The organism is Dokdonia sp., assembly GCF_039945015.1.
Classification (GTDB): Bacteria; Bacteroidota; Bacteroidia; order Flavobacteriales; family Flavobacteriaceae; genus Dokdonia.
Genome location: NZ_JBDUXP010000002.1, coordinates 254,174 through 278,827, shown reverse-complemented (window position 1 = coordinate 278,827; position 24,654 = coordinate 254,174). Strand labels below are relative to the sequence as shown.

Sequence of the window (24,654 nt, the reverse complement as noted above, 5' to 3'; positions counted from 1 at the left end):
TTCGTGTGTATGCTATTGCAACTTTACTTCCTGTCCATCTAATAAGGTTTGTAAGCCTGCAATTGCAATTTTTTGACCAGCAGATAGCCCATTGGTAACAGCAAATCCTTCTGAGGTTAGTTTACCTATAGTGATAGGTTGTTTTTTTGCAATAGTTTTATCTCCAGACTCATCTATTAAAAACACAAAGTTCCCTGATGCATCTTCACCAACAGATTTTGCAGGAACGACTAGTGTTTTAACTGTAGGTTGTTGTTTTCCAAATTGAAAAGTAACATTGGCCGCCATTCCTGATTTTATATCTTGTGATGGGTTTGTGATTTTTACACGTACTGGATAGGTAGATGTATTTTGATCTATAGATGGAGATATTTCGGTTATTTTACCACTAAAAGTTTCATCTTGAAGTGATGAAATATGAATGGCAACTGTCATATCTTGTTTTACTTGATTAATCACATTTTCTGGTATTCCCAATGCGATTTCCATATCTGTTCCTGCATTTAAAACAGCAATGTTTTGACCAGTACTTACATTCTCATCAATTTCGGCATTTACTTGTGCGATAACTCCATCTTCTGGGGCATATAAATATCCGTAACGTATTTGTTCTTGTTGTATAGAAACAGTACGCTTAGCAGATTCATGAGTTGCAATAGCAGTTCTGTGCGAATTTTTTGCAGCTTCATAATCACTTAAGGATGTACTTCCTTTTTCATATAGAGAGCGTACACGATTCAAGCTTAATTTTGCAGTATTCATTTGTGATTCAGCACTATTTAAAGAGGATAACGAATTTTCGTAATTAAGACGTGATTGTACATTATCCAACTTAGCTAGTAATTGTCCTTTTTTTATAGACTGCCCTATTTTTAGATTAAACTCCGTAATGATGCCGGTATTTCTAAAGCTTAGATTTATAACCTTATCTGTATTTGCTGTCCCACTAAATGTACGTGTAGCTTCACCTCCTAAAAGGCTAACTTCCTGATAAGCAACTGGACGCAAAGGCGGTTTTTCTTCTTTTTTATCCTTTGCACAAGACATAAAGAATATGGTTATTAAAAATAGCCCTATTATTAATCTATTATGTTTCATATTACTAATGGTTATAGTGTTAGTTTCTAGTTTGTAAAAAATCATAAAATGCTTGAATAAACGCTTGGTTCTCTTCTGGTGAATGCAATAAAAAATAATAGCTTATATCGCGTTCTAACTGTATAGAGCTCAATAAATAATTATACACAGCTGTTATTTGCGATAGTTGTGCAGATAAATAGTTGTTTTGTGCATCTAGTAATTGCACAATGTTTACAGCACCGTTAGAATAGGATACTTGTGTGAGATCTAAACTCTCTCTTGCTGTAGCTTCAGATACTTTAGAAATCTCAATATTCGTAATCTCATTTATTAAATTGAGTATGGCATTATTAATATTTGCTTCTATATTAAGTTCAATATTTCCTTTATTAATAATAAGTTGATCTTGCTGTATAATAGCAATCTGCTTATTAATATTGGTTTGCGTTTTATTAAAAACAGGAATAGATAAATTTACACCTACATTATAATTGTCATTTAGCACAGGTGCTGGTGTACTTCCTTTCCCCCATCTATTAAAATCACGATTATATTGTCCTTGCAATGCAAGTGTGGGTAAGAATCTTCCAGAACTATTAAGTTTTATAGAACGCTTATTTGCATGTAAGTTATAATCTAATGATTTGATTTCTGGCGCATTTTCTTTAGCAATCTTAACGAGATAATCTATAAATGGTTCACGTAGTTTTGGGTCGTCTACGACATCACGTAATTGTTGATAATTATAATTCTTTAGAATGCCTTCGCCTAATTCGGCTTCATCTACATCAATTTCATAATCAATGGGGTTATTTAATAATTGATTAAGAGTAAAATATGTACGTTCTAATTGATTGGTAGCTTCAATAAGGGATTGTGTGTTTTGTGCTGCCTCACTCGTAAAACGTAATACATCGGATTTTCCAGATTGACCTTCATCAAAATTTTGATTTGCAATTTGTAAATTCTTTTTGGTAAGATTTAAATTCTGACTCTGAATTTGCAAATTAGCTTTTGAAATTAAGGCATTAAAATAGGCGTTAGATACATTAAATATGGCATCGAGCTCATCTACATTATACGTTTCTTGTTGTGCTTTTAATAGATTTTTTTGAATAGAAATATTTGCATTTGCAGCTTCAGAAAAAAGAGTTTGTTCTAAAGAAATAGCACCTGAAGTTGAAAATTCTGGATTTTGACCATTTGATATTTCAGCTAAATCTGGATCTAAATAAGTTCCTGTAGCACTTGCTGTAACACTTGGATAGTAATTACTTTTAGATGTTTTTACATCCTGTTCACTTAATAAAATATTTTTCTTACTAGATTGTAGACTTAGATTTTCTCCTACTACAGTTTTCATAACATCCAGTAAATTATACTTCTTTTCTGATAAAACGTTTACAAAATCTCCAACAAAATCAGTATTTGCAACTAGACTGTATTTTATAGGCATCCCAACACTTTCTGCTGTATTATAATTTACCGTAAGTTTATCTTCGTACTCTATTAAAACAGGTAGTTCCGAAAGATTTTGTCCGTTAATATATGATTCGACACTTAATGCTATACGTCTGAAAAACTGATTTATGTTATCATTAGATTGGTTGGTCGCCATGATACCAGTCTCTACATCGTTAATATTTGTAGTAGTGAATGATGGAATTTTTTCTTCAATAAGTTTATTTGCAATTTGCGAAATCTCATTTTTAGTAAGGAAAAAACCACTTGCTAAATAAAACGCATCTATATCATTTGTAATAGCATTAAGGATGTCATCACTCGAACTATATGGGATTATTTTATACGTAACACCTAATGCGGCAGCTTCTCTATCAAATATGGTTTTAAATGGGAGCACATCAATCAAACCTTCTTCTATTGCAATACCAACATTAGTAAAGCTGGTAAGCTCTTTTAATGTGTTTAAATCTTTTTTAAATGACTGAGAAGTAAGTAAATATGTGAAATTTGAAATTCCCGAAGTTAGACTTTCTTCTTTAAAATAATCAAAGTCATTGTTAATCACACCAAATAATATAGTAGGTTTTATATGTGTTTTAAGTTTAGAAATAACTTCATTATTGATCACACCAAATGCAATAATGATATCTGTGTTATTGTTTAAAAGCATTCTATAATTTGAAGTTGCTTTTTCTACGTTATAATCGTTTATAAGAACATTTGATTCAGAAAAAAGAATAGTAGCGTCTTCTCCCACTACCGCTTTTATTTCATCTTGTAATGTATCTAAAAGTGGAGCTAGTTCTGGCGCCTGATTATCTAATAAAATACCAATATGATATGTTTCTTTAGTTTGTGAAAAGGCTACTATTGTAAAGAGTAGCAATAATGCTATGACGGCTTTTCTCATGAGTTAGTTAATTTTGACACTTCTGAAAATTATATTTGATAATAAAGGATTACTATAAACCACTTTTCTAATTGAATCATCCTAGTTTAGAACTAATAAAACCACAAATCTATCAACTAATAGTTCGATGACTCTTGAATTAATTCAAGTCTTTACTTTTTTTTTAATCTTACTATACCACTCAGGTGTGATCCCCATAAATTGAGCAATATTTTTATCTGGTATTTTATGTAATATGGTTGGAAATTTTTTATGAAAATATGTAATAAAATCTGCTGGAGAATGTGAAATCATATGATTTCGTATTTCATGAAAAACCACAAAACCATCCATAATATCCCTCTTTATAAACTCATTAATATTTTGATACTTGGATGCTAAAAAATCAAATTTATCAAAATCAAATTTTACTACGAGAGAATCTTCTAGTGCTGTAATTTCATATTTGGTGTGTTCATTTAAGAGAACACTATCTACAGTAGTGAGCATATTGAAAATTTCATCTTCAAAAAACCAAACAGTCTTAGTATCATCATGTTCCAATATTAATGACATTTCAAAACTACCTTGGGCTAAAAAAAATACATTTTTATTTAGTGTTCCATATTTAACTAGAACTTCTTTGTTTTTAATTTGAAAAACTTCGCAATGATTTTCAATAATATTCCATTCTTCGTTTGATATCAAGACGTATTCTTCTATCTTCTCTCTAAACTTATGTCCTATAGTTTTATTTAAATTATCTAGAAGGGTATCATCCATATAGAATTAGTTTTATTCATTTTTAAAATGCTCATCGACTTTACCGGAAATAAAATCCAATATATCTTCATTAAAAGCTATGATATTTTGTATTAAGGTGTTCATTTCTATAGTATCACTATTCCTCCTCTTTAGTACTTTTTTAAGCAATATCGTTTCAGTCTCGTGAGCTATAATAATTTTCTCAAGCCTTTTTTTAGTGCCTCCATAATTTGGGAAGAAAAGACGTTTACGTTTATTCTTTTCAGAAAACTTAAAAGTAACTTCTTCTAGGTCTATTAGAAATTTGAGTGCTTTACTTGTAGCACTTTTACTCGCTTTAATGCCATCCATAATTTCTTCAAAAGTGTGGTGTTTTTTATTAGAGACATAAAAATACCCTAATACCTTTCCAGCAATTGGAGGGTAATTATCTTCTTTATACACTAAAGCAAATGCATCTATAAGTTCTTGTTCTTTCATAAGATGGGGCAAAGGTAGATTATAGTTTCCAAATACGGAAACAAAAACCCGTTTAGTTTCTATATTTGGAAACAAACAACTGCTGTATCCATATAAATGAGTACTTCCCTCCTACCTAATGGGCAATATTTGTATTTTAAAGTTATGTTGTTTCTATTGCTGTGCTGCTCTAATTGCTTGTAAACGTGTAAAACAACATTCTGCCATTTTTTGTTCAACTAACTTACTAATGATATCTTTTGCTTGAGATTGATCACGTCTTAATAAATTATACCCAGGTTTCACTACAAATTCTTTATACACTTCTTCTTTAATCTTGGCTAACTCATCATTATTACTACGACAAATTTGCATCATTTTTTCACATTTCAAATTATTTTTAACACTACTTAATAGCTTTTGATATTCTTTCCGTAGTGCGCTATTTGCACCTTTCATAATGGCACCATACGATTTTGTAATAAAAGTAAAATAGGCAGTGAATACCTTTAGTATAGGAAGTTTACTGGCTAGAGCATCTAAAGCTTCATTCATAAACCCTAGTCCTTCTCCAAATGCTTCTGCATTTTGTGAAGGGCTACCATCCGATCCTGTCAAAGTATCTATTCTATCTACATAGCTTTGTATTTTCTTAGCTAGATCTGCATACTCTTTAAATTTTGCTAACTTCTTTGAGATATCTCCTAGTCTTTTCTGAGTTGCTTTTACCCAATTCTTAGCATCGCCTGCATCCAATCCATATTTTTCACCAGTAGCAATGGCTTTTTTCAAATTATCCATAGCGCTTTTGGCTTCTTCTGCTGCTTTCTTCACATCTTGTGAAATCTCATATAGATTAATTACATCTATCGCAGATTTTGCACCATACCCGAGTTCATCCATGATTTTTAAACACTTTTGTTGGTCATTAGCTAGTGCAATAACCGCTGCCTTAGCCTCAGCTTCTTGGTTTGCAATGAATGCTCTTTGTAATTTCTTAATCTTTTCGTCTTCTTCTCTTATAAGATCATCTAATGTATCACGTGCACTTTTTTCAGTATTCTTATTGCGCCGAGCACTGGCTAATTCATTTTCAAATTCTTTCTCTAACCCTTTTTTTCTAGTAATAACATTTTTGATATGTATCCAAATATCTTCTCCACAGGTTACTTTATTAATTTTAGCTAAAAGATCTGCATCATTCACTACTGCCCATTTTTTAAGATTAATAAGTAATGCTTGTATTCTATCACAAACAGCTTTTATCTTATTGTTCCAGTATTGGCTTTCTGCAATGATGGCATCCTTTTTAGTTTTTGCAATTTTAGCTTGTTTCAATTGTTCTGATAATGTAGTACAAACTATATTTTTTACAGCTAGTTCTGCAGGAAGATTGTTCAATCTTTCTGTAATGGCATTCAGTCTATCTGTTACCAGCTTCATTTGTTTTTCTAGAGCAGAAACCTTTGATAGTATTTGTGCAGGTAAACCTCCTTTATGGTATGTTGCAGTCCCATTACTAGAAACAGTGACAACACCGTATTGATAATGAAATTTCCCATTTTTATCTCTACGTGTACTACCAGCAAAATCCATTCCTGTAGTTCTAAAAAGATTCATGATATCCCTATGAATCTGTTTCTGTTGTTCTTTTAACTTTTCTTTCTCTTTCGTAAGAACTGTTTGCTCCTGTTGTAAACTAGCCACCTGATCTAAGCAGTCTTGAAGACTCTTTTTTGCATCACGTAGATTGTCTTCTATTTTTTGTGCATTGGCATTGCTTGGTGCCCCATTAGTTCGTTTTTTAAAAGTTTTTAAACTGTCTGTTAATACTTTTAGGGTATCTGCAAATGCAGGTCTCGCTTTTTCAAGACTCTGATCTATACGCCATAAATTCCAAAAATGGTTATGATTTTCTTCAAGTTTTTTCTGCGCTGCTTTATATCTACCCCTTACGAGCTTGCGTTTTTCTTGAAGTTCTTTTTTATTTTTTTGTGCGGTTCTTAACTCATTTTTAATCCTTCTTTGTTCGTCTCTAATTCCTGTTAATTCTTCGCTTTCTGCAATACTATAAAATGGATTGCCAGAAAAATTCACCCCTGTATGTATAGTTTGTGAATTTCCATTGGAGAATAATAAAGTTGTTTCTATAGTAGCAGCACTTGGACTTCCAAAACTTTGATTTTTATAATTAATACTATATGATTGTTGTTGTGAAGGTAAAAATTGAACTGCAGCTTGAATTTCAGGGTTAAAAGATTGCATGGTAGACACCACCATTTCTGGTAGGTCACCTCCCTCAATGTTGATCAGTAATTCTATTTCATTACTATCCTGCGTTGTCGTAATCACTACATTACTTTCTTGGATATAATCTTCTGTCTCTGTTTCTAATGGTTCATATGTTCCATTAAATATTTGCCCTCCTAACTGTGCACATTCTGCACTAGTCATATGAATACTTTGATGATACAAACGACAATCTATAATCTCTTGAATTGTAGGCGGCGTTTCTTCGGAAACCACCCCGTTGGGGTTAAAACCTATAGATGGATATGGAGTCTCTGGAACTATAAGGGAGGTATTAAGTGTAAAACTCCCTGTCGAAGTACTTTTAATAGTAAAGTGATAAAACCAATTACCACCTTCTCCATCTCCAGGATTAATTATAAATGATTGGGAGTTACCTCCATTTAGGAGTACAACCGCAGGAGTCATATTGGTTACGGTATAGGTAAGTGCTTCCTGAATAGTTTCTACACCATGAATAGTCGCATCAAAATAGGTTGACTCACCACGTTTTAGATTTGTAGGACCGATTTCAAGAGTATAATAAATCGAATTACATTGTCCAGAATAATTGATATCTCCATCTGTAACTTCTATTGTAGAAGATACACTATCTAGGCTTTCTGGCCTTAAAGAGATCTGCACAGGAGATTCCGCAATAACTTGCATCCCTTTTCCATTTGCTGTCACAGAGGTGTTATCTATATTCCCATCAAAGAAACCATAGAAGGAAGTATTAACACTATTTGCTATATGACTTGGTAGCGTAAGTGGTGTTTCTGGTGGTAATATTGATTTTAAATTAAATGTTACTTGTTGGTTCTCTACATTTTTTCCTTTGGCGCTTTTCAGCGAAAGAACAGCCGTACTAGAAGCACTTGTTGCAGAAAATCTCTTAGTCCCTGCCGAAAATTCCCTGTCAATAATTTGAATTTTGTACTTTTTTAGCCTTTCAAGGTTTTTTGATTGTTGTCGTGTGGTCGTTCCATTAGGAAAAATGGATATCGTACCAGAGAAGACCTTTTCTTTAATAATGTTTTCTGGTAGATATACATATATACTGCCTTCTTCTACTTCAAAAATGATGGCGTGAACACCATTTACAGATGAAATTGTTTGACTATTGACATTAATAAATAAGAGGACGAAGAATAAAATGAAGAACCTTTTCATACTACTTGATAATTTTAAAACAGTTTAAAACTTAACAAACTTTCTTAGGGGAAGGATTCGGGATATTTTACTAAAGATCAATTAAATATAAGAAATTATTCAATGATTTTATTATAATCATTAGGTGTAATTCGATATTTATAACTTCTACAACGTACATATTTGCTATAGTTTAGTAACGACTTATATATTCTTAAAAGCCTTATTTTAAGCATATAATGACTTTTTAAAAACTCTTAAATAAATGATAAAATGTAAAAAGTACAATTTAAAGGGACTTTTTTGTAGCATTCCTGATTTGCATATTCTTCATCTTTGTACCGTAATAATTAAGAATATTAAAAATTTAGATTATGAAATTTATAACCAAACGAATACACGCATTTTTAGATTACCCAGTTGCCATTGCATTAATAGTACTTCCTTTCTTATTAGGATTAGGAACTTCTAATCCTATTGCACAATACCTTTCTATAGCTACAGGAGTTGCTGCATTTGTATTAACTTTATTAACAGATCATCACTTAGGTGCTTTTCGTGTGATACCATACAAATTTCACTTGATCGTGGATTTTGCAGTAGCGATTGTATTTCTAGTTGCTCCCTTCATTTTTGCTTTTGAAGGATTAGATGCATACTATTACTGGGTTCTTGGAGCTACGGTACTAGTAGTAGTAAGTTTACATAAACCAGAAGAATCACTTACTGCCGCGTAATAAATAATTAAAACAAGATTTTATTTTAGTTTAAACTAGAATATTAATTGTCTATATATATATATCAAAGCATATCGATATCACACTAACGATATGCTTTGTTGTGTATATTAATTAAAATAAAATGTATAGCATTATAGGCGGAGGCATTGGAGGATTAACAACGGCGTTAGCTTTTGAAAAGTTAGGTATAGAATACCAACTTTTTGAAAAAGCTGAACAGTTAATTCCTGTAGGTTCCGGAATTTTGCTCCCTCCTAATTCATTACAAGTATTTGAGTGGTTAGGGATATTAGATGATGTCTCGCTATGTGGTAGTGTTATGAAACAAATAACGCTGACAAAACCAGATATGACACCTTTATTTGATTATGCTCAGGAAGATGTAAAAGAAATGTTTGGGTTCTACGCTATCTCTATTCATAGATGGGAACTTCAAAATGTTCTTTTAAAAAAGATTCCTACGCATAAAATACACCTTGGTAAATCACTAGACACGTTTAAACAGATAAAAGAAAAAGTTCATCTTACATTTCTAGACGGTACTAAGATAGAAACTGATTTCTTACTAGGAGCAGATGGAATACAATCTAACATTAGAAAGCAGTTATTCCCTAAAAGTAAGACTAGGTATTCTGGACAGACCTGCTGGAGAGGGATTTGTAATTATGAAGATCTAGCGGAAGAATACAACTATCGTGGTATAGAAATGTGGGGAGAGCAAGCACGTTTTGGAATTACAAAAATTGAAGAAAATACATTTTATTGGTTTGCTGTGGTTTTAAGTCCACAAAACCAAAAGGATGTTCCAAATACAATTACTGATATTTTATTAAAAACGTTTGCAAACTTTCACCCAGTAGTAGGAAAACTTATTGGAGCAACCCATGAAGAAAAGATAATTAGAAGCGACTTAAATGATGTAAAGCCAATGCCATATTGGTATAAAGGCAATATATGCTTACTAGGTGATGCGGCACACGCAACGACTCCAAATATGGGACAAGGAGGTGCACAAGCTATTGAAGATGCCTATTATTTGGCAAAAGCTATTTGTCAAGAAAGTAAATCTCATGCGTTTAGCGTATTTCAACAAAATAGAAGTAAGAAAGTAAACTTAATTGTACGGCAATCTCTTTTAATGGGAATTATAGGTCATTGGAAATACTTTGTCTGGTTAAGAAATTTTATTCTAACATATACTCCATCTTCTATATTTAAAATTAGATGGAGATCAATTTATACATTAAAGAACTATGAAAGTACTATTAATTGAGAATCACAGTAACAAAGAAATTGGAGAGCTTACTTTAGAAACACAACCTCAATGTGGAGAGTGGATCGAGTATAACAAGGATACGTATTCAATACATAGAATTATACATACAACTCAAGGTATTAAAGTAATAGGGATTATTTCTCATTAATAACATAAATAGGGTTATGATAAAACTCATAACCCTATTCTCTAAATAAGCAATCTATTGCTTGACAACTTTAATAACTTTCGTTTTACCTTCTGCTTGTATGTATAATATATATACCCCAGTTTTAAATCTAGACATATCTAATTGAGATTTTCCTGATGCATCCATTAATAACTGTCCAGAAATATTCATTAATCTCATAGTACTTTGTATAGGAAGATTATCAATATTTAAAATTTGATTTACTGGATTCGGATATACCATTATATCATCCATGATATAATCTAATTCTATATTGCTATTATAATTTACAACATTGCTAGAAGCTATAATAGAAGATGTCTCATTTGATGAACATCCCTCAATGATTACATCATCAAAATACGTCCTCTCATTATTCCTATTTGCACTGTGTTGTAATTTTAATTGAGTTGTATTAGAAAATGGTCCAGAGATCGTCACCACACCGTTCTCTCTGGAACCATTATTAGAAAAATTACTTCCTAATAGCCAAGAATCTTCTATAGTAAACGAAGAACCTCCATTTGTAGAACTCTGTAATGAGAAACCTTCACCATTTTCTAAGTTGCTAGTTATATAACTGAATGTGACTGTGATTTCTTCGTAAGAAGATAAATCCATAGAATCAGTAGTAATTGTAGACGTACTAGTTCCATTTCGTAATCTAACACAGAGTATTCCAGAATTGGCAAAGGAACTATCATTTGAATTTATTCGGGCATTTGTACCTCCATCATTCCATATACTGGAAGAAAACCCACCTTCAAAATCATCAGAATCATAGGTTGTATCAGTACAACCACCAATATCTTCAAGAGTAGTAATATTTAAAGAATTACTTTGTGTAGACTCATTACCAGCCGCATCTTTAGCTAAAACAGTGACTGAATATGTCGTATTATCTGTTAAACCAGAAAAACTGTATGAAGTAGACGTTGTTAGACCATCAGATATACCATCTAAGTATACTTCATATTGTGTAACTCCTATGTTATCTGAAGAGGCATTCCATGAGATGTCAAACGATGTTTCCGCTATATTAGATGAAATAAGGTTTGTTGGTGTTGTAGGGGCTTCTATGTCACTAACACTACCACTAGTTGTCATAGAAAGATCGTCAATAGCAATATCACTTGACCAGCCATCTCCTGTTATTCCTACAATTCTAAGTTTAATACTGCTTCCAATGTAAGCATCCAAGTTTATATCCACCGAATTCCATTGATTCCCTTGATTTCCTGATTGACTCCAAACATTAGTCCAATTAATATCGTCCACAGAAACTTGTACAGTAAGTGATCCTACAGAAGTTCCATACATATGATTTTGGAAAGAGAATGTTGCATTGCTAATTCCCGAAAGATCAAAACAATTACTTTGTAGCCTTGCAGTAGCATTATTTCCGATAGCACCTGTAGTGCTATTTGTAGAAGCTTCTAAAAACATATAAAAAGAACCTTCAGTGGCTCCACTTGGTCCTGTATCGGTAGATGGAGTGACTCCGGAATTCCTTACCCAATCCCCAACATCTACAGTTGTTTGTATCCAACCATCACCAAACTCAAATCCTTCAGAATAGGGATATGATGAAACAGTTGTAGTGCAATTAATAGTTCCTCCTGTAAATGAAGATGCTGCTAAAACCGCATCATAAGCATTAACCATCCCATTTCCATATTCATATGAATCTCCAACATCTACAGCTGTAGAGTAAAGAATGTATTCTGCTTCATTTTTTGTTAATGTTGGGTCAATAGCTAATACGAGAGCAGCTACGCCTGCAACAATAGGAGTAGCCCCTGAGGTACCTCCAAAATCAGGGTCATAGTTTCCAGGCTCATAACCATCACTTCCCATCAAATCTAATGTTCTCAAGCCATGCTTAGATCCTACATAAAAACCATTAGCATCATATTCCAAATCATCATTACTCGGACCTACTATGTCTAATGCTGAACCATATTGACTAAATTCACTACGCTCGCCATCACCAGAAATAGCGCCTACTGCCATCACAGATGTAAGATTAGCTGGATAACTCACACATGGTAGATTAGAATTTCCTGCGGCAACTATAAGAAGACAACCTAAACCTCCTCTACCATTCTCTGCAGCATTATTAAACGCAGATGTAATTACAGAAATTGTGACTGTACATGAGAACCCCCAAGAATTACTTATTACATCAGCACCTGCATTAACAGCCCAATCAACTCCAATGGCTATATCTGCATTAGTTACAGAGCTATGAAAGATATTTACACTAAACATAGATACATCTGGTGAAACCCCTTTTACTCCAATATTATTATGAGTGGCTCCAATAAGACCACCACAAGCTTGTCCATGAGCAGGTGGATTACTGAAATTATTATATTGTGGAAAACCAGCAGATCCATCTCCAGAAGTTACTCCAGGAGTATAACCAGTTAGTAAGGTTGTTAAATCTTCATGATTATCCATTCCATCATCAATAACAGCAACTACTACATTATTTCCTGTTGTTAGTGTCCAAGCCTCAGGTGCATCAATGTCTACATCATTTACAAGAGGTTTTCCATCTAGTGTTCCTCCAGTATTATTTAAATGCCATTGATCTGGATAAAGAGGATCATTAAATCTTTGTAATTCCATTTTAAAATCTGGTTCCCCCCAATCTAATATACCTAAATCGTTAATCCTATGAATCATTTCAAGTTGATTTCCAATATTTTCGACTTTAATATGGAATGTATTAGCATCTGTAATATTTTTAATGTATTCAGCACCAAACTCGTCCATGATAGCTGCTATTGAATTAAGACTGTATCCTTCTTTAAGCCTAATCACAATTCTTTTTGTCATCCAAGCTTGAATACCACCCACCGTAAATGCAGGCAAAACATCATATGCACCATCATTTGTTAAACCATAAGAACTCAAAAAATTCTGTCGGTTTTCCAAATTTCTAATAGGTCTTAATCCAACAGTAGATTTTAATCGTACCATACCTTTAAAATTCATAAATTCAATTCCTAAGGACTCAGGTTCTGTGTTAGTCGACTTTAATCTATTTCTTATAATGTCAGCCTTTTCTTCTGAGAGGTTTTCATTAAAATATATGGCAGCAGCACTGTAGTCTGGTTCCATATATATTTTTCCTTGTTTTGTTACATAATAAAGTTGCGAACTGTTGTTTGTCCATTCTTGAGAAATACCATGAATGGTTGCTCCTAAAAAAGCGACGATACATAGAAAACCTCTAGTAATACTTTTAAAATTTTGTGTAAGTTTCTTCATAATTTTAATAAATTAAGGGTTAATACTATTCAAAAATTGCAAATAATTGTTCCATTAAGTGCAACCAAAAAATATGGTTGTTTGCATACTTAATACAAGAGAGGTTTTTATAAAAAAAATGGTAATCGTATTCTAAATACTGCAAAAAAATATTAATACATCAAGTACAACCAAGATGAGTAGTCCATGATTGTTTGCATACTTAATATAAGAGAGGTTTTTGTAACTAAAAATGGTTAATCGTATTCTAAAATTGCAAATTTGATACATTAAGTACAATCAAAAGAGGTATGTGATTGTTTGCTTACTTAACTTAAAAAGAGGTTATTACAAATGAAGAGAAAATAACTGGAATATCCAAAATTATTTTCTTTTGTTATTCAACTTCTTCTATACGCTTTCGCGAAAGCGTATAACAATTGACATATAGTTTACTAACTTTTTGCATTGCTTGACACTTCTTTTACAATCTTTTGACACTTGTGTATTCAGCACTATTTAGTTTTATATCAAAATTAAATAAGATGCAAAAACTAGTAAGTACACTCATGATTTTAACCAGTATTATAGTTACTGGTCAAACCAAGAAAACACATAATTTAGACCTCACCGAAAGTGTCATTAATTGGAAAGGCACCTATGCATTTCTCTTTAGTGAGCACACTGGTACCGTACATTTTAAAGAAGGGGAATTACAAACAAACGATGGTCATATAACTGGTGGTACATTTGTCATAGATATGACTACAATCTCTAATGAAGATTATCTTTCAAAAAGAGGAGCTGTTGCACACTTAAGAGATACCGATTTTTTTGATGTGACGAAGTATCCAACTGCTACATTAGAAATCACCAATGTAATCTATCACGCAAATTATAACGAACACAAAATAGAAGCAAATCTTACTATAAAAGGAATTACACGGCCTATTAATTTTATCGCTTTTGTAGATACGGATGCAAAACGGATGATTACCAAATTTAAAATAGATCGTACTCGTTGGGGAATTACGTATAATAACAAAGTTAAAAACAAAGCCATTGCTGAGGCTATTGAGTTTAATGTACTATTACAATTTTAGAGTGCTTCCTTCTCACCTATTGATCTCTAGTTTATACCCTACCCCATGAACATTTGTAATCTTAATAGTATCATCATCTTTTAAGATCTTACGAAGCTTAGAAATGTAGGTATCCAAACTCCTCCCTACAATAACCCCATTGTCTTCCCATACTTTTTTAGTAAGCTCATCTCGTTTAATGACTTGATTGGGATTTGCTACAAAAATGGCTAAGAGTTCACATTCCTTTTTAGAAAGTCCAATTTCTACGGCTTCTCTTACTAATTTATTTTGTTCTGGATAAAACTGGAAATGACCAATAGAAGTATATGTCCCCCCCTTTTCTTTGTGCTCTTGACTAAATCTCTTTTTATAAAAAAGAGTTCCTAAAAATATAATCACACTCAAAATTAAGAGATATATTGGTACTTGTTTATTTATAAATGAGGTTTCCTTTTTTGTAAATATTACCTCAAGGGCATAACAATTTCTAGGTAAGAACCTACCAGAGCATGGAATGATATCTTTTGCAGTTTCATTAAAAATCCCATAGCTATAAGCGACTTCTTTATCGGTACAATCTATTACTTCTACAAGGTATTCTTTAGGCAATCCTGCTTTATCCAAACTTCGTTTTGAAATAGACACTAAACTATCAGGTAATATGGCTAACATATTCTCAAATGATAGCTTGTACTTTAGATCTTCTACTTCTATGACTGGAGAAACTAATGAAGTCGTATCATTATTTGCTAATAATAATTGATTTCCGATCTCTCGTATAGCAATCTTAGCCCTTTCTGGGAACTGACTCTCATCTTCATTAGGTTCAAAAAGAAACCAAGCTAAAATCAAAAGGATGATTACGGTAATAAATGAATACGTTTTTATTCTGCTCATAATTGTTGCAAATAACACGCTATTTCTTGACTTTTTACAATGGTTGACACTTCTTTTACATTTTTTTGACACTTTTTATCTTCGTCAGATTTAGTTTTACTTGAAAATCAAATCACATGAAAAAAATCATTCTTACCTGCATCATTTTAATTAGTTTTTCTATAAGTATTAATGCCCAAACAAGAAAAAAAGAAGAATTTAAGATGAAGACCGATCAAAGCATTCTAAACTGGAAAGGATCAAGTTTATTTAATTTTGGAGAACATTATGGAACAGTATTATTTAAAGAAGGTCATCTTAAAATAACCAATGGTCGTATCTCTGGAGGAAAATTTATAATAGATATGAATACTATTGTTAATACAGATGGGGAGTATAGTGAAGGCCTTGTTATGCATTTAAAAGACAAAGACTTTTTTGATGTATTTAATTACCTCACATCAATGTTAGAAATTACTCAGGTATCTTATATAGATGATACTACTGTAGAAATTAGTGCAGATCTTACTATAAAAGGAATTACTAAGCCTATTGAATTTTCTGGAAAGATAAATTCTAATAAAGGAGAGCTCTCCACTAAATTTATTATTGATAGAACGCGATGGGGTGTCGTTTTTGCATCTAAATCTATTACAAGTGTAAAAGATCATATTCTGTCTGATGCAATTGAATTTGAGGCTAAATTATATTTTTAAAACATAGAATGCCTTTGCAATTATCTGTTTTGCATTAGAATAAAATTATTATTCTAATGCAAAACATTTTTTAAATTTCTCATCAGAAATAGCAATAACATGCGTCGCTAGTTCTTGCATCGCCATATAATGATTTGCCATTTCTTTATTTACTTGGACATAATTAAAGTTTTGATGCCTCCAAAAAGCCGTTGCAGTAGCTCCATAGACTGTAAAAACTTTTAAAACTTCTATTTCTATGTCCAATAATGTAATTTCTTGTTGGTATCCTTTAAGTAAATTAGAAACCTTTTCAAGATCTAAAGTGTTGTCTTTACTACAGGTACCGATGATCATCATTCCTATATCAAATACTCGATAATAATAACAAGCTTCTTCAAAATCCATAATAGTTGCTTGTTTTTCATTCTTATCTACAATAATGTTATTATAAAATATATCGCTATGTATCAAAGATTTTGGTAAATCAGTTTGTATATAAGTTTCAATAAATGCTTGTGTTTCTTTTAACCAAGTATAAAAAGAAGATTCTGGAGCATAAACAATAACTTCATCAAAACGTTCTAAACCATAACTTACGGTCTTAGGAAGATATCCAAGAGGTTTAATTTGATGCAACTTTGCTAATTCTCGACCTAAATAAATTAATAATTCTTTTGATAAATCTTCAACGATTTCTCCTTCTATAAACTCTTTAAGCATGATGGGTTTATCACTCCAGATATAAGTTAATAGGTTATTCTTTGTTTTTACTACTTTGGAAGTAGCAAAATTATGATCGTTTAAATACTCTAATAATAGTGCTAGTTGTTCTGTCTCCTTATGTGATTTTTGTTCGCAAATGGTCAATACATAAGATTTTGTGCTGGTATTCACCAAATAGTTAGTGTTCTCTGATCCTCCACTCAATACTTGATAAGATACTACAATCTCACTACCATAATGAGATAAAATAGTTTGTACGTCAATATCATTTAAAATAGTGTACTGTGCCATATTATATGCCTTTTGTTTCATCCCAATTAGCTTCCATAGCGTGCATGAGGGCTTCTTCTAGATGAGAATGATCACATAGGTGTACTTTCTCACATAAGCGCTTTGCATCCTCTATACGTTGATGTGTCGCTTCTTTTGGTAACGCATTTGTAAGCAACGCTTTCTTTATTACTTCAGGAAACTTTGATGGATGTGCCGTTGCTAGGCATATGAGTTTCTCATTGCCTAGTACTTCTCTTAAAGCATCTGCAGCATGTAAAGATACTGCTCCGTGAGGATCTAGTAAATAAGATTCTGTTTTATAGATATCTTGAATGGTATCTAAGGTCTCTTTGTCTGAGCTACTATTTGAAAGAAATCCATCGCTATAACGCTCAAATGTATCTTTGTCAAACTGCACACTTCCAGTAGTATTAAACTCATGCATCCATTTTTTTATCTTTTTAGGATTTTTATCTACACAGAAATATAAATACCTCCAAAAATTATATGGAACCAAGATATCTATCGCAGATGAGGGTGTTTCTATAATAGCTTTTTTGGTAAAGAGTCCTTTAGAAAAAATACGGTGTAAACAGGCATTGTTATTATTTGCGACAATTAAGTGTTTTATAGGCAATCCCATTTTACGAGCCAAGCCTCCAGCGCATAAATTACCAAATCCTCCAGATGGAACCGACATACTAACATGCTCGCCTATCGTATCTGTAACTTGTAAATAACCATAAAAATAATGCACAGTTTGCATCATTACACGTCCCCAGTTTATAGAGTTTACACTAGAGAGTTTTAGTTTTTCTTTAAATCTTTTATTAGCATATAATTTACTAATAACGATATCTAAATCATCTCCACCATCTGGACAATTTGAAACGCCTACAGGATGCACATTAGTTTGTTGTAAAGTAGTCATCTGGCGTTCTTGTTCTTCTGTAATTAATCCTTTAGGATAAAGTACCCAAGCATCTATATTTGATTTTCCAGCGACAAAATATGCTGTAGCAGGGCCTGTATCGCCTGTAGTTGCTACAACCACAGATAGATGTTCTCCTTTTCGTTCTAAGAAAAAGTTGACCAGATTTACCAAAAATGCTAATCCAACATCTTTAAAAGAAATCGTAGGTCCGTAAAACAACTCCATGATATAGGTGTCTTTTCTAGACTTAAGGGAATGCAATGGTATAATCTCTTTCTTTTCAAATGGTTCATACGCAGTATGTAGTATCTGCTTTAAATCTTCTGAAGAAACAATAGAACGATCTATAAATAAAGAAAGAATCTCAAAAGCTAATGAAGTATAATTTAATCCTTTCCATTTTTTTAATTGATCCTGAGTAATTCCTGGTAATGTTTCTGGGACATATAAACCACCATCAACAGCAAAACCATCTAGAATGGCTGTTTCAAAATCTACGGGTTCTCCCCCACCTTTAGTACTTACAAATTGAAGCATAATTCTTATTTTTTATTCTATTTGATCTGAGATGTTTCTTTATCTGCTTTCGCGAAAGCGTATCACTCTCAGAGAAACTCTATATTAAACAGCAGAATAGTTAGTATACACTGCTTTGGTAATCATAATATCCTGGACGGCAACGCCTGTTAAGTCTACAATAGTAATTTGATCATCGTTAGTACGCTGTAATTTTGAATCCTGAATAGCTGTACCTAACTCTACAATCTTATTTTCAGAAATAGCCTTGTCTTGTATAGCTCTATAAATTTCTCCTCTACTTTTACTTTGCGGGATGCTATCTGCAATGACGATATCTGCTTTTGCCAATAACTTACTTTCTAATTCCTGCTTATCTTGAGTATCTGAGCCTACCGCAGTAATGTGTGTTCCTTTTTGAACATCATCGGCATTTAGTAATGCAAGCTCAGATGGTGTTGTGGTAACAATTACATTACAATGTTTTGCAACTTCTGAGGCAGTTTTTGCAATCTGTATATTATAATCACTACCTAACTCCTTTGCAAATTTCTCTGTATTTTCTATAGTACGTCCCCATACCCAAACTGTCTGGCAAGGTGTATGTTTTTGCAGGTGTTCTAATTGTAATTTAGCTTGTATTCCTGTACCTATAATTCCAATGGCTTTTATTTTTTTAGGAGCAAAATATTTTGCAGCTAGTGCTCCTGCAGCTGCAGTCCGAATATCTGTTAAGTGCCCTTCATCAAGTAATATTGCCTTAGGAACACCTGTCTTTTGATCAAATAATAACATGAGTCCTTGACTAGATGGAATTCCAAGTTTTGCATTATCATAAAAACCTGATGCAATTTTAATTACATAATACGCATCCTTTTTTATATATCCATATTTGATATGTGCATCCCCTTTAGGCTCTTCAAATAGTAACTCTCCTACAGGAGGAACTACCGTATTCCCGTTACTATAATGAATAAAACCTTCTTCCATTGCCGCAACAACATCTATATCTTTTACAATAGCCTTGATTTCTTCAAGATTAATAATAGTTGCCATATTTTGTATTTATTTCGTTTAATAATTCTTTATTTATTTTATTTCCAGTAAGCACTAACACCACATTTTTATCACTATAGATATCATCTTTTAATAACGTAGCTATGGGTAATGCAGCAGTTGGTTCTATTATAGTATCATGATAGGAATATAAAAACGATACTGCTTTTTTAATTGCATCTTCTTCTATAAGTTGTATAGTAGAAAGGTAATTTTTACAAATTGTAAATGTGATAGCATCTTTCTCGATTCCTCCTGCGGCGGCATCGGCAATTGTTTTTAAGGTACTTGGAGGAACAATAGTTCCTTCTTTTATAGAATCATACATCTCTGGTGCATGTTCTGGTTGACTTCCTATAACGCTTACACGCTTATTATCTGAAAAATAAGAACATATTCCTGAGATAAGTCCTCCTCCTCCTATAGGGGCAATTACAATGTCTACCTGAGGTAACTGTGCTTCTATTTCTAAAGCAATAGTCCCTTGCCCTTTTATGATATGAATATCATTATAGGGATGGATTAAAACTCCTCCAGTATCCTTAGCATGTTGGGTAGCTTTTGCTTCAGTTTCCATGCTAGTTTGTCCATATAATACTTTCTCAATGGCATAGTTGTTAAGTGAAGCAAGCTTTTCTTTTTCTACACTTTCTGGCAGAAACAATACCCCTTTAAAACCAAATTTCTCAGAGGCATATCCAAACGCAGCCGCATGATTACCTGTAGATGCTGCGATAAAAGTGTTCTCAAAATCATTTGAGTGTAAAGAGTTCATCTTACTTAAGACCCCTCTAAGCTTAAAAGAGCTTGTATGCTGTAAATGCTCCATTTTGAGATAGACATTTGCTCCCGATAACTCACTCAGTTTTGCTGAGTATACTAATGACGTTTTTATAATATCATTTTTGATAGTAGCATATGTTATTTCTATTTCCTTTTTGCTGATCATGTTACCTTTATTTTCATGTTTAAAGCTTTTAAGTTGGCGCAAAAAAAAAATCTCCGTACACCAAATTAGTTATTACTAATTAAGGTATACGGAGATTTCCGTAAGAAATATAACTTATTTTCCCAATGTCTTCCTTATGATAGAAAATAAGCCTGTAACCAAAGTTACCATTGCTCTTTCGAACTACAAATATACAAAACTTCCTATAATTTAAAAAAAAATCAATCTAAGAGAAACGTTGTTATGCTTTTATACTCTCAAAATAGGATCATAAGATATGTTGTTTAAAAGTTCGCTTTCGCGAAAGCGTATACCCACAAATATCCATTGTAAAGTGTATTTTTCATACCGATGAAAAATGGCTATTTAAAAAATACCCTATAATGGGTATCTGTAAATAATTCGATTTCTGTATCTTACATCCTGTAAACTACTCAGATAGTTCTCCCCCTCCCGAATATTTATAAACAGTATATGACCTAGCATTTATTCATTGTTAAAAAATAAATCGATGACTACATTTAAGAATACACGATCATCTAACCCAAAGAAGTTTTTCTCTTGGATACAAGAAAGAAGATTTAAAATACTACTCGCGGGGACCTTGTTAATGATATTGATCTCTAGTATGTGTACTATTCCTGGACTCATTGATCATCCTCAATTTACGACTCCAATAAGTGGGGACTGGGTTGAAACACAATTAAGATTAAACGATATGCTTTGGGCATATTATACTTTTTTTATCATTGATTATTTTTGGGCATTCTTACTTCTTTGGGTCATTTATTATTTTGTAAAAGAAGAATATAAAAAAACACTTTCCAAATGGAAACTCATTCCTGGAAATGAGCATGCTACTCATTGGGTAATGCGAATAGGTTTTGTATTTTTTATAATAGTTATTTGTGCTGCATATAGTGCAGATTGTATAGAGAATTATATCTACCTAAAAGATTTTTATTACCCAGAAGGACTTGTCAATCTTAAGATTGCGTTATACACAGCTGTAGCGTTGTTGTTTCTTATTTTAGTGATAAGAAAGTACTTTAAGGTCTATAATAAAACAGTCCTGAGTTTCTTAAAAGCTTCTGTATATAGCTTATTTATTATTGTTATTATTGGTGTTTTACTACCTACAGCAACTCAGATAAATTCTATCGTGGTTAACCTCTATGATCATCCTCTAAACCTATTTATTTTACTGGTAATCTCTGCTCCTATTTACTCTGTAATGCTAGCACATTATCCCAGTTATTTTAATATAGATGAGAAATTCCGTAAATGGTATAGAGCGTTTTGTCGTTTGGGATTAGCCAGTACGGTATTTTATAGACGTAATAAAGACCATAAAGGAGATAGCGATGGTGTTATAGAAGGAGATCTTAATTTTCTTTTTAGAATTCTAGGGATTTTATTTTATGTAGCGCTTTTTTACTTGATTGCTTTTACTTCTGAAATCAATTTTAAATGGGGGATTTCAACTTCTGGGATAGCAATTACCATGCTCGCCTTAGGGATTTATGTATTATATAACTTAACGATAAGAAAGAACACTTGGTTATATACAAATATTTATTTTTTATCTAAAAGGATTCCTTTTTCGGAGGGGGATTATAACCCAAGGATTACAAAACAATCCAATAAACCACAAGAGGAAGAAGAAGAGAATAGTGATGAGAAAGCTAATGAAGAAAAGATTACTAAAGAAGAAGCAAATGCACTAAAAGCTTTAAAAAGGCTTTTAGAAAATCGTCGAAAGTCCATCACTGCAAAACTACCTATTTCAAAAGGTGAAAAAGAAAATCTACAAAAAATTTTACCATCAATAAGAGCTTATTTATGGGTATTGACCACCACAATTATCTTTCATGTCTTATTATTTGGATATTTTGGATATGCTGCATTTATAGCAGAATGCAATGATTGTTTTTACTCTCGTATCCCTGTATTACTTAGTCTTCTGTGTATTTTTTCACAGATGATCACCTACATTTATTACCGTACTTTTCGATCTATATTAAAGTTTGTGTTCTTTTCTAAGGATAATGATGTCATTATAAATGCTTTTTACATTATGAGAGTTATTGAGGTAAATCCAAAGGAAGAAGTACAGTTATCACAATATCATATAGATTTTAAAAAAAAACAATTACTCACCTTTTTTGAACAAAAACCATTTGGGGATTTTACAGGAATTTTAAAGTTTTATAGTCGTTGGAATAATGGGATATTCAACATTAAATTTTTTAGTTTTGGATCACTCAGTAATGATGTTTTATTTCTTCAGTTTACGATCGTTTTTGGTTTAATTAATACATTTTTTCTTATCATTATTAATAGCATAGATTGGTCTTCTTTCTATTTTAATGCTGCTCTCATTATACTCTCTTCATTATTTTTGTATTATGGAATTTTAGTGGTTTTGACAAAGAATTATATTTTCTACAAATATTCTAAAGAGTCATATGCCATGAACAATCGCAAAAAATTTAAGTTCTATTTAGTGCTAGGTTTTTTCATATTATTCCTTGGAAATAGATTGGGTAGAATATTTCCCAATGACCTGTTTACTCTTGAAACGGTTGATCGTGTAGTAAGTGCAGAATTAGATTTGGAAACGTATGTTTCTAAACTACCTGAAAAGCAAACACGTTATTATATAGGAGCTTATGGTGGTGGTATGAAGTCTAATGCTTGGACTTTATCAGTTCTTAATAAATTTTATAATGATGATCCACAATTTTTAGAAAAGGCAGTAGTCATCTCTGGTGCTTCAGGAGGGACTATGGGATTAATTAATTGGTCTGCCATTGTAAATCGCGAACAAATTGTTGAGGAACAGCAAAAGATGATTACCAATATCTCTACAGAGCATGTACTTTCATTAGATTTGACACATATTTTGGGAAGGGATACCTTTAATCATCTTTTTATACCAGGAATAAATTTAAGCGGAAAAGATAGATCTACACGGGCTATGCAACGCTATGCTTCTTTATCCGGAAATTCACAAGAAACTGTAAATTCAATTCCTTTTAGAGTGTATTGGAAAGAATTATACGAATCAAAAAATAGTCACTTTCCTATTCTAATTGCAAATACAACCAATGTATCTGGTAATCAAGGGATGGCTGTAAGTATTCAGATAGATGAAAATAAACCAGAATATTCACTTTTATATCAAGGTGCTAATAATATTTTAGATCTAGAACGTATAGAATATATAGATAATGATACCATACCTACAATTACGGATGTGACCCTCTCCTATTACAATGCAGCATCTACATCAAATCGTTTTCCTTTAATTAGTCCTGCAGCAACGATTAAAACATTAGGTCAGTATAATGACGGAGGTATTTATGATAATTCAGGATTACTTTCTGCATACAAACTCTTTAGGAGTATAAATAGACTTGACTCAATAAGGGATTTAAGTCATCTCACGCAGCGTAATGTTTTTATTAATATCGTGAATGATAAAAATTTATACATCAAAAATGTTGTAGAAAAATCGATAAAGGATACTTTACGAATTAATAAAATTAATGAGAGTACAGAAATCAATGCTATTCTTAATTCTATTGCATCTACCGAGATGATGCCTATTTATATTAAAAAAGAGTTAGAGCGATTAGATAAAGAAGGGTTGATAGATTTTAAAACCATATATCTACCGCATACATTTACTATGAATGATGTTAAAAACATATATGGAGAAGAATTGGAATTAGGAAATGGACAAAGCGAGACTTATAAGTCCTTATACCAAAGTGTTCTTGACAACGATAGCAAAATAAAAGGGTTGTTAAATTCAGTATGTGACTTTAATTATGGTCGAGTGATTGAGCCCCCTATGAGTAGAGTACTTGCCAATGATGCCTATGATTTTATGAAATCTATGTTAGGAAAAGATTCAGAAGCACATAAAGATATACAAGAAATTATCTCTATTAAATAGTTATATATTGAACAGAAATGCGGTTAAACAAAAGTTTTG

The 24,654-nt window shown here is 32.2% G+C and carries 17 protein-coding genes; 6 read left to right on the top strand and 11 right to left on the bottom strand.

All coding sequences use genetic code 11. The features are described from left to right. Positions 1-12: 12 nt before the first annotated feature. The 5 genes from ABJD27_RS01375 to ABJD27_RS01355 form a co-directional block, all read right to left on the bottom strand. Complete coding sequence (locus ABJD27_RS01375; RefSeq protein WP_348173194.1) at positions 13-1,098, bottom strand: efflux RND transporter periplasmic adaptor subunit; 1,086 nt, start codon at positions 1,096-1,098, stop codon at positions 13-15. Between the two features lie 19 nt (positions 1,099-1,117). After that, positions 1,118-3,454, bottom strand: a complete 2,337-nt coding sequence (locus ABJD27_RS01370; protein WP_348173196.1) for a TolC family protein — start codon at positions 3,452-3,454, stop codon at positions 1,118-1,120. 144 nt (positions 3,455-3,598) lie between these two features. Beyond that, complete coding sequence (locus ABJD27_RS01365) at positions 3,599-4,216, bottom strand: Crp/Fnr family transcriptional regulator (protein WP_348173198.1); 618 nt, start codon at positions 4,214-4,216, stop codon at positions 3,599-3,601. Positions 4,217-4,228: 12 nt separating this feature from the next. After that, positions 4,229-4,678: a hypothetical protein gene (locus ABJD27_RS01360; RefSeq protein WP_348173200.1), complete on the bottom strand. Its 450-nt coding sequence runs from the start codon at positions 4,676-4,678 to the stop codon at positions 4,229-4,231. A 153-nt stretch (positions 4,679-4,831) separates the two neighbouring features. Further along, a complete protein-coding gene (locus tag ABJD27_RS01355; RefSeq protein WP_348173202.1) occupies positions 4,832-8,119 on the bottom strand; it encodes a hypothetical protein in 3,288 nt (1,095 codons plus the stop codon). A 353-nt stretch (positions 8,120-8,472) separates the two neighbouring features. Between ABJD27_RS01355 and ABJD27_RS01350 the strand changes: the two genes are divergently transcribed. From ABJD27_RS01350 to ABJD27_RS01340, 3 genes are all read left to right on the top strand, one after another. Further along, positions 8,473-8,835: a hypothetical protein gene (locus ABJD27_RS01350; protein ID WP_348173204.1), complete on the top strand. Its 363-nt coding sequence runs from the start codon at positions 8,473-8,475 to the stop codon at positions 8,833-8,835. 124 nt (positions 8,836-8,959) lie between these two features. After that, entirely contained in the window at positions 8,960-10,111 is a 1,152-nt protein-coding gene (locus ABJD27_RS01345; protein WP_348173206.1) for an FAD-dependent monooxygenase, read from the top strand. Beyond that, entirely contained in the window at positions 10,092-10,262 is a 171-nt protein-coding gene (locus tag ABJD27_RS01340; protein ID WP_348173208.1) for a hypothetical protein, read from the top strand. The genes ABJD27_RS01345 and ABJD27_RS01340 overlap by 20 nt, the downstream gene beginning before the upstream one ends. A gap of 54 nt (positions 10,263-10,316) precedes the next feature. Here the strand turns inward: ABJD27_RS01340 and ABJD27_RS01335 are convergent, their stop codons facing one another. Further along, a complete protein-coding gene (locus ABJD27_RS01335) occupies positions 10,317-13,562 on the bottom strand; it encodes a S8 family serine peptidase (protein WP_348173210.1) in 3,246 nt (1,081 codons plus the stop codon). Between the two features lie 524 nt (positions 13,563-14,086). On the opposite strand from ABJD27_RS01335, the gene ABJD27_RS01330 reads away from it, so the two are divergent. Further along, a complete protein-coding gene (locus ABJD27_RS01330; protein ID WP_348173212.1) occupies positions 14,087-14,644 on the top strand; it encodes a YceI family protein in 558 nt (185 codons plus the stop codon). Between the two features lie 12 nt (positions 14,645-14,656). On the opposite strand, the gene ABJD27_RS01325 is transcribed toward ABJD27_RS01330, so the two are convergent. After that, the gene (locus ABJD27_RS01325) at positions 14,657-15,523 is read right to left on the bottom strand and encodes a winged helix-turn-helix domain-containing protein (RefSeq protein WP_348173214.1); all 867 of its coding nucleotides are present in this window, start codon (positions 15,521-15,523) and stop codon (positions 14,657-14,659) included. 116 nt (positions 15,524-15,639) lie between these two features. On the opposite strand from ABJD27_RS01325, the gene ABJD27_RS01320 reads away from it, so the two are divergent. After that, complete coding sequence (locus tag ABJD27_RS01320; protein ID WP_348173216.1) at positions 15,640-16,218, top strand: YceI family protein; 579 nt, start codon at positions 15,640-15,642, stop codon at positions 16,216-16,218. Between the two features lie 48 nt (positions 16,219-16,266). On the opposite strand, the gene ABJD27_RS01315 is transcribed toward ABJD27_RS01320, so the two are convergent. From ABJD27_RS01315 to ABJD27_RS01300, 4 genes are all read right to left on the bottom strand, one after another. Then, a complete protein-coding gene (locus ABJD27_RS01315; protein ID WP_348173218.1) occupies positions 16,267-17,214 on the bottom strand; it encodes a homoserine kinase in 948 nt (315 codons plus the stop codon). 1 nt (position 17,215) lies between these two features. Continuing rightward, positions 17,216-18,667: a threonine synthase gene (thrC, locus tag ABJD27_RS01310; protein ID WP_348173220.1), complete on the bottom strand. Its 1,452-nt coding sequence runs from the start codon at positions 18,665-18,667 to the stop codon at positions 17,216-17,218. 84 nt (positions 18,668-18,751) lie between these two features. Beyond that, a complete protein-coding gene (locus ABJD27_RS01305; protein WP_348173222.1) occupies positions 18,752-19,702 on the bottom strand; it encodes an NAD(P)-binding domain-containing protein in 951 nt (316 codons plus the stop codon). Continuing rightward, positions 19,686-20,651 (bottom strand): pyridoxal-phosphate dependent enzyme, encoded by a 966-nt coding sequence (locus ABJD27_RS01300; RefSeq protein ID WP_348173224.1) that lies wholly within the window; start codon positions 20,649-20,651, stop codon positions 19,686-19,688. The genes ABJD27_RS01305 and ABJD27_RS01300 overlap by 17 nt, the downstream gene beginning before the upstream one ends. A 511-nt stretch (positions 20,652-21,162) precedes the next feature. Here ABJD27_RS01300 and ABJD27_RS01295 point away from each other — a divergent pair. Further along, entirely contained in the window at positions 21,163-24,615 is a 3,453-nt protein-coding gene (locus ABJD27_RS01295; protein ID WP_348173226.1) for a hypothetical protein, read from the top strand. The last annotated feature ends 39 nt before the right edge of the window (positions 24,616-24,654 follow it).

What these genes read in the sequence shown, in the direction of transcription:
- ABJD27_RS01375 (WP_348173194.1), bottom strand. Translation starts at nt 1,098, where the DNA reads ATGAAACATAATAGATTAATAATAGGGCTATTTTTAATAACCATATTC.
- ABJD27_RS01370 (WP_348173196.1), bottom strand. Translation starts at nt 3,454, where the DNA reads ATGAGAAAAGCCGTCATAGCATTATTGCTACTCTTTACAATAGTAGCC.
- ABJD27_RS01365 (WP_348173198.1), bottom strand. Translation starts at nt 4,216, where the DNA reads ATGGATGATACCCTTCTAGATAATTTAAATAAAACTATAGGACATAAG.
- ABJD27_RS01360 (WP_348173200.1), bottom strand. Translation starts at nt 4,678, where the DNA reads ATGAAAGAACAAGAACTTATAGATGCATTTGCTTTAGTGTATAAAGAA.
- ABJD27_RS01355 (WP_348173202.1), bottom strand. Translation starts at nt 8,119, where the DNA reads ATGAAAAGGTTCTTCATTTTATTCTTCGTCCTCTTATTTATTAATGTC.
- ABJD27_RS01350 (WP_348173204.1), top strand. Translation starts at nt 8,473, where the DNA reads ATGAAATTTATAACCAAACGAATACACGCATTTTTAGATTACCCAGTT.
- ABJD27_RS01345 (WP_348173206.1), top strand. Translation starts at nt 8,960, where the DNA reads ATGTATAGCATTATAGGCGGAGGCATTGGAGGATTAACAACGGCGTTA.
- ABJD27_RS01340 (WP_348173208.1), top strand. Translation starts at nt 10,092, where the DNA reads ATGAAAGTACTATTAATTGAGAATCACAGTAACAAAGAAATTGGAGAG.
- ABJD27_RS01335 (WP_348173210.1), bottom strand. Translation starts at nt 13,562, where the DNA reads ATGAAGAAACTTACACAAAATTTTAAAAGTATTACTAGAGGTTTTCTA.
- ABJD27_RS01330 (WP_348173212.1), top strand. Translation starts at nt 14,087, where the DNA reads ATGCAAAAACTAGTAAGTACACTCATGATTTTAACCAGTATTATAGTT.
- ABJD27_RS01325 (WP_348173214.1), bottom strand. Translation starts at nt 15,523, where the DNA reads ATGAGCAGAATAAAAACGTATTCATTTATTACCGTAATCATCCTTTTG.
- ABJD27_RS01320 (WP_348173216.1), top strand. Translation starts at nt 15,640, where the DNA reads ATGAAAAAAATCATTCTTACCTGCATCATTTTAATTAGTTTTTCTATA.
- ABJD27_RS01315 (WP_348173218.1), bottom strand. Translation starts at nt 17,214, where the DNA reads ATGGCACAGTACACTATTTTAAATGATATTGACGTACAAACTATTTTA.
- thrC (WP_348173220.1), bottom strand. Translation starts at nt 18,667, where the DNA reads ATGCTTCAATTTGTAAGTACTAAAGGTGGGGGAGAACCCGTAGATTTT.
- ABJD27_RS01305 (WP_348173222.1), bottom strand. Translation starts at nt 19,702, where the DNA reads ATGGCAACTATTATTAATCTTGAAGAAATCAAGGCTATTGTAAAAGAT.
- ABJD27_RS01300 (WP_348173224.1), bottom strand. Translation starts at nt 20,651, where the DNA reads ATGATCAGCAAAAAGGAAATAGAAATAACATATGCTACTATCAAAAAT.
- ABJD27_RS01295 (WP_348173226.1), top strand. Translation starts at nt 21,163, where the DNA reads ATGACTACATTTAAGAATACACGATCATCTAACCCAAAGAAGTTTTTC.